12 protein-coding genes are annotated in these 9,904 nt (G+C 65.5%); 7 read left to right on the plus strand and 5 right to left on the minus strand.

Going from position 1 to position 9,904, the window contains the following annotated elements; translation table 11 throughout:
- A partial coding sequence (locus AC1DJT_RS29520; protein WP_476835436.1) for a glutathione S-transferase N-terminal domain-containing protein occupies positions 1 to 674 on the plus strand: 674 nt, incomplete at its 5' end.
- 133 nt (positions 675 to 807) lie between these two features.
- Here the strand turns inward: AC1DJT_RS29520 and AC1DJT_RS29525 are convergent.
- Positions 808 to 1,200 carry a DUF2147 domain-containing protein gene (locus tag AC1DJT_RS29525; RefSeq protein ID WP_476768662.1) on the minus strand — a complete coding sequence of 131 codons (393 nt, stop codon included), beginning with the start codon at positions 1,198 to 1,200 and terminating at the stop codon, positions 808 to 810.
- 224 nt (positions 1,201 to 1,424) lie between these two features.
- Between AC1DJT_RS29525 and ndk the strand changes: the two genes are divergently transcribed.
- On the plus strand, positions 1,425 to 1,847 hold the full coding sequence (gene ndk / locus AC1DJT_RS29530; RefSeq protein WP_441491726.1) for a nucleoside-diphosphate kinase: 423 nt from the start codon (positions 1,425 to 1,427) through the stop codon (positions 1,845 to 1,847).
- A 66-nt stretch (positions 1,848 to 1,913) separates the two neighbouring features.
- Here the strand turns inward: ndk and AC1DJT_RS29535 are convergent, their stop codons facing one another.
- Entirely contained in the window at positions 1,914 to 2,732 is an 819-nt protein-coding gene (locus AC1DJT_RS29535; RefSeq protein ID WP_441507638.1) for a MipA/OmpV family protein, read from the minus strand.
- Between the two features lie 139 nt (positions 2,733 to 2,871).
- Between AC1DJT_RS29535 and AC1DJT_RS29540 the strand changes: the two genes are divergently transcribed.
- Both AC1DJT_RS29540 and AC1DJT_RS29545 read left to right on the plus strand, forming a co-directional pair.
- Positions 2,872 to 4,959 (plus strand): molybdopterin-containing oxidoreductase family protein, encoded by a 2,088-nt coding sequence (locus AC1DJT_RS29540; protein WP_476835437.1) that lies wholly within the window; start codon positions 2,872 to 2,874, stop codon positions 4,957 to 4,959.
- Between the two features lie 111 nt (positions 4,960 to 5,070).
- Positions 5,071 to 5,433 (plus strand): hypothetical protein, encoded by a 363-nt coding sequence (locus AC1DJT_RS29545; protein ID WP_441507640.1) that lies wholly within the window; start codon positions 5,071 to 5,073, stop codon positions 5,431 to 5,433.
- Here AC1DJT_RS29545 and AC1DJT_RS29550 read toward each other — a convergent pair.
- The gene (locus tag AC1DJT_RS29550; protein WP_441507641.1) at positions 5,417 to 6,139 is read right to left on the minus strand and encodes a glutathione S-transferase family protein; all 723 of its coding nucleotides are present in this window, start codon (positions 6,137 to 6,139) and stop codon (positions 5,417 to 5,419) included. The two genes, AC1DJT_RS29545 and AC1DJT_RS29550, sit on opposite strands and share 17 nt — an antisense overlap.
- 120 nt (positions 6,140 to 6,259) lie before the next feature.
- Here AC1DJT_RS29550 and AC1DJT_RS29555 point away from each other — a divergent pair, with 120 nt between their 5' ends.
- Positions 6,260 to 7,039, plus strand: coding sequence for a helix-turn-helix transcriptional regulator (locus AC1DJT_RS29555; protein WP_476835438.1), 780 nt, complete (start codon positions 6,260 to 6,262; stop codon positions 7,037 to 7,039).
- On the opposite strand, the gene purN is transcribed toward AC1DJT_RS29555, so the two are convergent.
- The gene (gene purN / locus AC1DJT_RS29560) at positions 6,970 to 7,533 is read right to left on the minus strand and encodes a phosphoribosylglycinamide formyltransferase (protein WP_441507672.1); all 564 of its coding nucleotides are present in this window, start codon (positions 7,531 to 7,533) and stop codon (positions 6,970 to 6,972) included. The genes AC1DJT_RS29555 and purN overlap by 70 nt on opposite strands.
- A gap of 53 nt (positions 7,534 to 7,586) precedes the next feature.
- Positions 7,587 to 8,660 (minus strand): phosphoribosylformylglycinamidine cyclo-ligase, encoded by a 1,074-nt coding sequence (gene purM / locus AC1DJT_RS29565; protein WP_476835439.1) that lies wholly within the window; start codon positions 8,658 to 8,660, stop codon positions 7,587 to 7,589.
- Positions 8,661 to 8,801: 141 nt separating this feature from the next.
- Between purM and AC1DJT_RS29570 the strand changes: the two genes are divergently transcribed.
- Positions 8,802 to 9,332 (plus strand): CDP-alcohol phosphatidyltransferase family protein, encoded by a 531-nt coding sequence (locus tag AC1DJT_RS29570; RefSeq protein ID WP_441507644.1) that lies wholly within the window; start codon positions 8,802 to 8,804, stop codon positions 9,330 to 9,332.
- Positions 9,333 to 9,459: 127 nt separating this feature from the next.
- Positions 9,460 to 9,904, plus strand: a 445-nt coding sequence (locus tag AC1DJT_RS29575) for an AI-2E family transporter (protein ID WP_476835440.1), incomplete at its 3' end; no start/stop codon positions are given.

Here is a 9,904-nt window from a genome sequence, read left to right on the forward strand (position 1 = left end):
ACTACTGGCCGACGCCCAACGGCTGGAAAATCACCATCATGCTCGAGGAGTGCGGGCTCCCTTACAACCTCATCCCCGTGAATATCGGCAAGGGCGATCAGTTCAAGCCCGACTTCCTGGAGATCTCGCCGAATAATCGCATGCCGGCGATCGTCGATCATGATGGGCCCGGCGGAGAGCCGATCTCGGTCTTCGAGTCCGGTGCGATCCTGCAATATCTCGGCCGCAAGACCGGACAATACTACCCTGCCGATGAGCGTGGCCGCGTCGCGGTCGATGAATGGCTGTTCTGGCAGATGGGCGGCTTTGGGCCGATGCTCGGCCAGACCCATCATTTCCGCATCTACGCGCCCGAGAAGCTGCCTTACGCCATCGATCGCTACACCAACGAGGCCAACCGGCTCTATGGCGTGCTCAATCGCCGTCTCGAGGGCCGCGACTATATCTGCGGCGCTTACTCGATTGCCGACATGGCCTGCATCGGCTGGGCCAGAGGCTGGGAGAAGCAAGGGCAGGACATCAGGCAGTTCCCGAATGTCGGGCGCTGGCTGGAAACGATGCAGGCCCGCCCGGCCGTGCAGCGCGGCCTCGCGATCGGCGCTGAACTGCGCAATCCGGCCGGCATCAGCACGCCGGAAGAGAAGGCCGTTCTGTTCGGGCAGCGGGCCCGCTGAGCTGATCCATTGGCGATGGTCGACCTTGGGTTGACCGTCACCCTCCCGCCACGCTCGGCGCGCGCCGGGCTGGCGGCCCAGATGCCGGTTGCTGACGGCGCAGTTGACCGGACAGCGCCCTAAGCTCGTCGCGTCAGTTCGCCCGAGTCCATTTCACCGAGCGGCAGATGATACCGCCGAGCACGCAGCCCGAGGTGGTCAGCGCATCTCCGGACAAGGACATCGTGCCGGAATAGGTCTTGCCATCCTCCGGATTGAAGGCGCTGCCGCTCCATTTGCCGGCGCCGGTCGGCTTCATGTCGTAGAAGATGCGCTGGCCGACCTTGGCGGGGCCGTTCGTGTCCTTCAGCCAGGCCAGTGTGCCGCACATCGCCTCGCCGCATTTGGCAAAGCGCACCCGCGAGGCCCCGCTATCGCGCAGCCAGGTGCCGCTGACATCCAGTGCCAGGGCGGAGCCGGTGCCGGCGAGTGCCAGCGTCGCGAATCCGAGCAGAGCGGCCCTGGCCGAGGTCTTGTGAAAGCGCATGCGATCCTCCCGTTTCGACCAGCTATGGCTGCATGGTTCAGATATGAACTATATCCGAGCCGGCTTTCGCTTCAAGCTGGAGACGCGTCGGGCTTGATGGACGGCTCCCGCCGGACCGACACGGAGCAGGACAGGCAAACGAAGCCGGCCGGGCAGCCTTGTAGGGCGGGGAGGCGGCAGCTATAAGCCGCCGCATTCTCCAGATTGTCCCTAAGGAACCAACGATGGCTGTCCAGCGTACCTTTTCCATTCTCAAGCCCGACGCGACGCGGCGCAACCTGACCGGCGCGGTCAACGCGGTGATCGAGAAGGCTGGCCTGCGCATCGTCGCGCAGAAGCGCATTCAGATGACCAAGGGCCAGGCCGAGACCTTCTATGCCGTCCACAAGGAACGGCCCTTCTTCGGCGAGCTGGTCGAGTTCATGACGTCCGGCCCGGTCGTCGTTCAGGTCCTGGAAGGCGAGAACGCCATCGCCACCTATCGCGACGTGATGGGCGCCACCAACCCGGCGAATGCCGCCGAGGGCACGATCCGCAAGCTCTTCGCCGAGTCGGTTGGTGAGAACACCGCTCACGGTTCGGATGCGCCGGAGACCGCCGCCATCGAGATCGCGCAGTTCTTCGCCGGCAACGAGATCGTCGGCTGACGCGGCGCGACTGCTGATCGTCTTCGAACGGCGGAGCCAGTGGCTCCGCCGTTTTCGTTCGGGGAACTATTTGAAGCCGAGATCGAAGGCGTAGCTGGCGGAGACGCCGACAGTCAGCGAATCCCGTGAGCCGAACGGCTTGACGATCGGCGATCTGGTCGCATCGCCGACGAGGTGCTTGTATTCGAGATAGGCAGTCGTCTGCAGCTTCTCGGACCAGTTATAGGTCACCTGCGCGATCGCGCCGATCGAGTTGATCCCAGCATTGTAACGCTGCAGCAGGCCGCCTCTGCCCGCGTAATTGCCGCCGAAATAGGTCCGGACATAGTCGGCCCCGACGACGCTCATGCGCGGGCCGGCGCCGATCGTCCAGGCCCCGATCTTCTGGAAGGCGTCGATCTTGAATTCGGCGACAAGCGCGTCATGCGTGATCACGCCGCGGCGCAGGTCGACGCGGCCGCGCAGCCAGGAGGTCGGGTAGAATTCGACAAAACCGCCGAGCTCGGCGCCGAACTTGACGTCCGGCATGCCGATCAGCGCAGGGTTGGTGCTCGCCTTGCGCTCCCAGAGCAGGTTGCCGGAGAAGCCGACGCGCCAGGCCTTGCCGGAGAAGAATCCGATGCTGATCGCATCGTCTTCCGATGACCACCAGGTGCTCTTGGTGCCACGCGCCAGGTTCACGATCGCCCGCGGCCGGAAGACATAGTCGTTCGAACCGGAATAGTCCGGCGTGTAGCGCAGGCCGCCTCCCAGGGTCAGGTGCCAGTTCTGGACGGATTCGGGGGAGGTGAGGGTGGTGTAATCGCTGGACTGGGCTTGAGCTGAGCCGGCAGGCGACAGGCAGAGACTGGCCGCAAGGCCGGTCAGAAACGCAACGCAACGCATTATCGAACTCCGGCGCAACGGCGCCTTGGCAAGCGGAAGTTCCGACAATCTGAAGCGTTATCGTTAATCCCGGGTTGACGCCGCCGGCATTGACCGCAAAAGCCCGGCGCGTCACCAGTAGCGGGCTGAAGGATCATCCATGACCGAACTGCCCCGCATCACGCATCTGCCGTCAGTCTGCCCGCATGACTGCCCATCGGCCTGTTCGCTGGAAGTCGAGGTGATCGACGGGCGCAGCATCGGGCGGGTGCGCGGCAGCAAGCGCCAGAGCTACACCGACGGCGTGATCTGCGCGAAGGTGGCGCGGTATTCCGAGCGCATCCATCATCCGGACCGGCTGCTGCACCCCTTGCGCCGCACCGGACCGAAGGGCTCCGGGCAGTTCGAGCGTATCTCCTGGGATGAGGCGCTGGACGAAACCGCACGCCGCTTCCTCGCGATCGAGGCCGAGCACGGCGCCGACGCCGTCTGGCCCTATTACTATGCCGGCACGATGGGGCTGGTGATGCGTGACGGCATCAACCGGCTGCGCAACGTCAAGCGCTACTCCGGCCAGTATTCGACGATCTGCACCACGATGGCCTGGACCGGGTTCATCGCCGGCACGGGCCGGCTCGCCGGTCCCGATCCGCGCGAGATGGCGAAATCGGACTGCGTAGTGATCTGGGGCACGAACGCCGTGCACACCCAGGTCAATGTCATGCATCACGCGATCAAGGCGCGGAAGGAGCGCGGCGCCAAGATCGTCGCCATCGACATCTACCACAACCCGACGCTGGCCCAGGCCGATCTCGCGTTGGTGCTGCGCCCGGGTACCGATGGCGCGCTCGCCTGCGCCGTCATGCATGTCCTCTTCCGCGACGGCCATGCCGACCGCGACTATCTCGCGCGCTACACTGATGCGCCCGCCGAACTCGAGGAGCATCTCGCCAGCCGCACGCCGGAATGGGCGGCTGCGATCACCGGACTCGACGTCGCCGCGATCGAGGAATTCGCGACCCTGGTCGGCACCCGCAAACGCAGCTTCTTTCGCCTCGGCTATGGCTTCGCACGCCAGCGCAACGGTGCGGTGAACATGCATGCGGCGCTCTGCGTCCCGACGGTGACAGGCGCCTGGCAGTACGAAGGCGGCGGCGCCTTTCATTCGAACAGCGGCATCTACCAGTGGCGCAAGAGCCTGATCGAAGGGCTGGATGTCCGGGATCCCCGCATCCGCCAGCTCGACCAGTCGCAGATCGGCAGGGTTTTGACTGGCGACGCCGAGGCCTTGCGCCAGGGCGGGCCCGTGAAGGCGCTCTTCATCCAGAACACCAATCCCGTCTCGGTTGCGCCCGAGCAGGAACTGGTCAAGCAGGGCTTTGCCCGCGACGACCTGTTCACGGTCGTGCACGAGCAGTTCATGACCGAGACCGCAGCCATGGCCGACATCGTGCTGCCGGCGACGCAGTTCATGGAGCATGACGACCTCTACCAGGGCGGCGGGCATCAGCACATCATGTGGGGCGGCAAGCTCGTCGAGCCGCCTGGCGAGTGCCGCTCGAACCACGAGGTGATCTGTGCGCTTGCCGAGCGCCTGGGCGCCGAACATCGCGGGTTCGCGATGACGCCGCGCGAGATCGTCGACTGGACGCTGCGCGAGACCGGCCGCGGCACGCTGGACGAGCTGATCGCGGCTGATTTCCACGACATCCAGCCGGGGTTCGATCGCGCGCATTACGTCGACGGTTTCGGCTATCGCGACGGCAAGTTCCGCTTCAAGCCGGACTGGCCGAAGGTGCCCAACGCCAATGACGGCCCGGTCGGCCCCTACAGCCAGATGCCGGGTCTTCCCGATCATTGGGGCGTAATCGAGAACACGGACGAGACGCATCCCTTCCGCCTCGCGACCAGCCCCGCCCGCAGCTTCCTCAACTCKACCTTCACCGAGACACCAAGCTCGCAGAAGAAGGAGGGCGGACCGAGCTTGATGATGCATCCGCAGGACGCGGAAGGGCTCGGCATTTCCGATGGCGKCGAAGTCGTTATCGGCAACCGGCGCGGCAGCGTGCATCTGACGGCGAAGTTCTTCTCCGGCGTGGTGCGCGGCGTCGTCATTGCCGAATCGATCTGGCCGAATGCGGCGCACAAGCATGGGCGCGGCATCAACACCATCACCGGCGCCGATGCGGTCGCTCCCTTCGGCGGGGCCGCCTTCCACGACAACAAAGTGTGGATCAAGAAGGCGTGACTGATCGGCCACTTGACCTTTACGGAGGGCTGTGACCATTCCGCCGCGCGCGGGCGAGGCATGGATGATGCTTGCCCCGGCATGGGCATGTCTCGAAGGAACTGCGGAATCATGAAGATGCGGCGGATAGGTGCGGTCGTTCTGGCCGGTGGGTTCCTGATGATGGCTGCGGTTTCGGCCCAGGCCGCGAGCGGCACGAGCGCCTTGCCGCCGCCCGATCCGACCGCCAAGAACCTGACGCCCTACATGATCCAGCTTCGGGCCTTCGATGCCTGCCTGGTCACCCAGTCGCAGCTGATCGGCACGACGCGTGAAGCCGTCCACACGCCTTGCAGCTGCTATGCCAAGGGCACCGTCAACGCGATGACCAAGGACGAGATCCAGGCCTTCCGCGAAACCGGCTATTTCAACGACAGCGCCCGCGCCAAGGGCTACGATTTCATCGATCGCTGCAAGCTCAGGCGGCCGAGCTGATCAGCTTCCGGTCGGCGAAATAGCGCGCCCCGATCCGCGCCGCATAGGCGACGAGATTGGGGTGGCTTTCGATCAGGCCGCGTATCGGCGACTCGAAGAGCGTGCACAGCCCCGAGGCCAGGAAGGCGCCAAGCGTGGCGTCCGCGCCGCAAGGCTCGCTGCCCATCAGATAGGGCCGCTCGCCCAGAATCGCGGCGGCGGCTCCCAGCGCATGCCGGGCGAGTTCCGCCTGTTCAACCGGGCTGTGGCGCCCGGTGCCCTGGCCCTTGAGCGTGCGCTGCACCTGGCGTTTGACCATCGCGGCAACCAGCGGTCGCAACGGCGCCGGCACGACTCTGAAGAACTGAAGCGGCCCCCGGTTGAAATTGCTGTCATTGGCCCAGCGCTCGCTGACCACGAACCAGTAGAGATGATCCTCCAGCATCTTCTCGACGGCCCAGGCGATGCCGCGCTGTTCCGGCGTCAGGCCCTTGTCGAAGTCGATGCCGTATTTCCGCTCCAGATGCAGTCTGATGAAGGTGCTGTCGGCGACGATCTCGCCAGCGTCGATGATCAGCGGCAGCTTGCCCTTGGGCGCCCGCCTCATATTGCCGATCTTGCGCTCATGCGGGAGGCCGGACATCTGCAGGAGGATGTCCGCCTTCATGCAGAAAGGGCTCGGGTCCGGCAGGCCGAACCCGGGTCCGAAGACCTGTAGCGTGATCATGCGAAATCCTCCCATTGGCAGAGGCAAGGCGTTGGTTTTCTGCTGACAGACTGCTGACAACTCTTGTCAGCAGAGCTAGAGCATTCTCCTGCCCAACCTGATGCTTGGGAATTCCTCGTCATGCAACGTGCCGAACGTCTGCTCGATCTGATCCAGGGCCTGCGCCGACGTCGCAGGCCGGTGACGGCCGATACCCTCGCCGCCGAACTCGATGTCTCGGTGCGGACGATCTACCGCGATATCGGCGCATTGATGCGCCAGGGCGTGCCGGTGCGCGGCGAGGCCGGCATCGGCTATGTGCTTGACGCTGGCTTCGATCTGCCGCCGCTGATGCTCTCGCCGGACGAGATCGAGGCGGTTCTCGTCGGCATGCGCTGGCTTGGTGAGCGTGCCGACCCGGTGCTGGCACGCGCGGCGGAAGACGTCGTCAGCAAGGTCGCAGCCGTCCTGCCGCCGCATCTACGACCGATCCTGCTCGATGGCGCCCTGTTCGCGCCGGCCTATCGCTGCGACCAGCCGGTCGATCAGATCGATGCCGCCGGCATCAGGGCTGCGATCCGCCAGGGCCGCAAGCTCGCGATCCGGTATCGCGACGAGGCCGGTCAGGAGACCGACCGGATGATCTGGCCGATCGGCATGACATTCTACGAGCGGGTGCGGATCGTCATCGCCTGGTGCGAGCTGCGGCAGGCCTTCCGGCATTTTCGCACGGACCGCATCACCGATCTCGTCCCGCGCGAAGAGCGCTATCCGGCAAGACGGGCCGATCTGTTCCGTCGCTKGGAGAAGGAAGAGGAACAGGCGGCACAGGCCCGATCCTGCCCGATCGATCAGCCGCGCACGACCTCGCCCCCCGCCAGCGTGGCCCTGCCGGAGGCAACCTCCGCCAGCGCCCGCTGATAGAGCGCGTGTTCGACGCCGAGCACGCGGTGCGCCAGGGCATCCTCATCGTCGCCGGCGAGCACGGGAACCCGGGTCTGTGCGATCACCGGCCCGGCATCGAGCTCCGGCACGACGAAATGCACGCTGCAGCCATGCTCCCTGACCCCGGCTTCGAGAGCCTGGCGATGAGTATGCGTGCCCTTGAACAGGGGAAGCAGCGAGGGGTGGATATTGAGCAGCCGTCCTTCCCAGCGCCTGACGAACCAGGGCGTCAGGATGCGCATGAAGCCGGCGAGCGCGATGAGCTCGATCTGATTGACGCGCAGGACATCGTCCATGGCGCGCTCGAAAGCCTCACGATCCCGACCGAAGGAGCGGTGATCGACGGTTGCGACGGGCACCCCGGCAGCCGCAGCCCGGGCCAGGCCACCGGCCTCGGGCACGTTCGAGAGCACGAGAGCGATCTCGGCCGGATAGTCGCCGGCCTGCGCCGCCTCGATCAGCGCGGCCATGTTGGAACCGCGCCCCGAGATCAGGATCGCGGTGCGACGACGCGCCGGCTGAATCACAGGCTGAGCGTCCCGCGATAGCTCACCGGCTCTTCGCCGGCCGCGACCGGGACGATTTCGCCAAGCCGCACCGGCGCTTCGCCGGCGTCCCTCAGGGCGGCCTCGACCTCACCGGCCTTGCCGGCTTCAGCGGTGACGATCATGCCGATGCCGCAATTGAAGGTGCGAAGCATCTCGCGCTCGGCAACACCGCCGACCTTGGCAAGCCAGCCGAAGACCGGCGGAACCGGAATGGCCGCAAGATCGAGCGCAACGCCGAGCCCTTCGGGCAGCACGCGCGGAATATTGTCGGGGAAGCCGCCCCCGGTGATGTGGGCAAGCGCCTTGATGCCCGCCGTCGCCTTCAGCGCGGCCAGCAGCGGCTTTACATAGATGCGTGTCGGCACGAGCAGCGCTTCGGCGAGGCTGGTCTCAGGTGCGAAGGGGGCGGGAGCCTCCCAGCTCTGTCCCGACAGAGCGACAATGCGCMGGACCAGCGAGTAGCCGTTGGAATGGACGCCGGAGGAGGGCAGGCCGAAGACCACGTCGCCGGGCACGAGATCCGCACGCGGCAGCAGTGCCCCGCGCTCGGCGGCGCCGACCGCGAAGCCCGCGAGGTCATAATCCTTCTCGGCATACATGCCGGGCATCTCGGCAGTTTCGCCGCCGATCAGCGCGCAGCCGGCTTGCCGGCAGCCATCGGCGATGCCGCGCACGATCTCGACGCCGACCTGCGGATCGAGCTTGCCGGTAGCGTAATAGTCGAGGAAAAGCAGCGGCTCGGCGCCCTGCACGATCAGGTCGTTGACGCACATCGCGACGAGGTCGATGCCGATCGTCGAATGCCGCCCGCTTTCGATCGCGATCTTGACCTTCGTGCCGACGCCGTCATTGGCGGCGACCAGGATCGGGTCATTGAAGCCCGCAGCCTTCAGATCGAAGAGGCCGCCGAAGCCTCCGATCTCCGCATCGGCACCGGGGCGGCGCGTGGCACGCACCAGCGGCTTGATGGCATCGACCATCGCGTTGCCGGCATCGATGTCGACGCCCGCCTGCGCATAGGTCAGTCCGTTCGCTCCTGGCTTGCTCATGGTCCTCGGCTTCCATTCCGTTCGCGCGAGCGATAGGCAAGCCAGCCGCGCCTTGCAAGCCGCTATGACGGATTCGGCCTTGCCGGTGCACCGTTTCGGGCTCTAGCGTCGCACAGGACAGCGCTGCGAATCCGGAAGAGCATGACCCTTCCCAACCTCATCACCATCGGCCGGCTGTTTCTGGTGCCGCTCGTCGTGGTGATGATCACCAATGGACGCTGGGAGACGGCCTTCATCCTCTTCGTGGCGGCCGGCGTCTCGGACGCGGTCGATGGATTCATCGCCAAGCGCTTCGGCATGACCAGCGAGCTCGGCGCCTATCTCGACCCCGTCGCGGACAAGGCGTTGATCGTCTCGATCTACATCACGCTTGCGCTGGTCGGGGCTATCCCGGTCTGGCTGGTCGTCCTGGTGGTCTCGCGCGACCTGATGATCGTCTCCGCCGTGATCCTGTCCTGGGTGATGGAAAAACCCGTCGAGATCGCTCCTTTCGTGGTCAGCAAGCTCAACACGGCCGCACAGCTCATTTTCGCCGCGCTGATGCTCGGGAGCAAGGCCTTCGGGGTCGATCCCGGGCCGGCGATCGATGTCGGCCAGCTCCTGGTCGCCGTATTGACGCTGGGATCAATGGCGGCCTATCTCGCGTTCTGGCTGCGCCATATGGCGGCCTGACCTGCGGCGAGCGGGCGCGATTGCGTCCGTTTCAGTGCTGCGGCTTGGAACTTGCTTCGTGTTCACCCATCTTCGTGGACGCGGTCGATGATCTCGCATCGCGGAATCCGCCGGGGACTGCCTGTTCATGTCGTTGCAACGCCAAATCGGTTTCTGGCTGATCTCGCTCGCAGTCTTCGTGCTGTGCCTGGTCTTGCTGCGCGACGTGCTGCTGCCATTCATCGCGGCGCTGGCGCTGGCCTATCTGCTCGACCCCCTTGCGGATCGGCTCGAGCGGCTCGGAATGAGCCGTCTGGCCGCGACGATTGTCATCCTGATCGTCTTCCTTCTGATCTTCGTGCTGTCGCTCGTGCTGCTCATGCCCTTGCTCGGCCAGCAGCTCGCCGGCTTCGTTGCGCGGATGCCCGAGGTCGCTGCCAAGCTGCAAACGCTGATCCTGGAGCGGGGGGCGCCGCTCCTCGAGAAGCTGGGTGGTGGCAAGCTTGCCCAGGATGCCCAGAATTCACTCGGAAATCTCGTCGGCGAAGCAACCAAATGGGTCGGCAGTGTCCTGCAATCGCTCTGGTCCGGGG

It is taken from the genome of Allobosea sp. 05T422_2, from assembly GCF_056396265.1.

Bases quoted from the DNA above. Each gene is read 5' to 3' on its own strand.
- AC1DJT_RS29535 (WP_441507638.1), bottom strand. From the start codon at position 2,732: ATGCGTTGCGTTGCGTTTCTGACCGGCCTTGCGGCCAGTCTCTGCCTG.
- AC1DJT_RS29550 (WP_441507641.1), bottom strand. From the start codon at position 6,139: ATGATCACGCTACAGGTCTTCGGACCCGGGTTCGGCCTGCCGGACCCG.
- AC1DJT_RS29545 (WP_441507640.1), top strand. From the start codon at position 5,071: ATGAAGATGCGGCGGATAGGTGCGGTCGTTCTGGCCGGTGGGTTCCTG.
- ndk (WP_441491726.1), top strand. From the start codon at position 1,425: ATGGCTGTCCAGCGTACCTTTTCCATTCTCAAGCCCGACGCGACGCGG.
- purN (WP_441507672.1), bottom strand. From the start codon at position 7,533: ATGGCCGCGCTGATCGAGGCGGCGCAGGCCGGCGACTATCCGGCCGAG.
- AC1DJT_RS29525 (WP_476768662.1), bottom strand. From the start codon at position 1,200: ATGCGCTTTCACAAGACCTCGGCCAGGGCCGCTCTGCTCGGATTCGCG.
- AC1DJT_RS29570 (WP_441507644.1), top strand. From the start codon at position 8,802: ATGACCCTTCCCAACCTCATCACCATCGGCCGGCTGTTTCTGGTGCCG.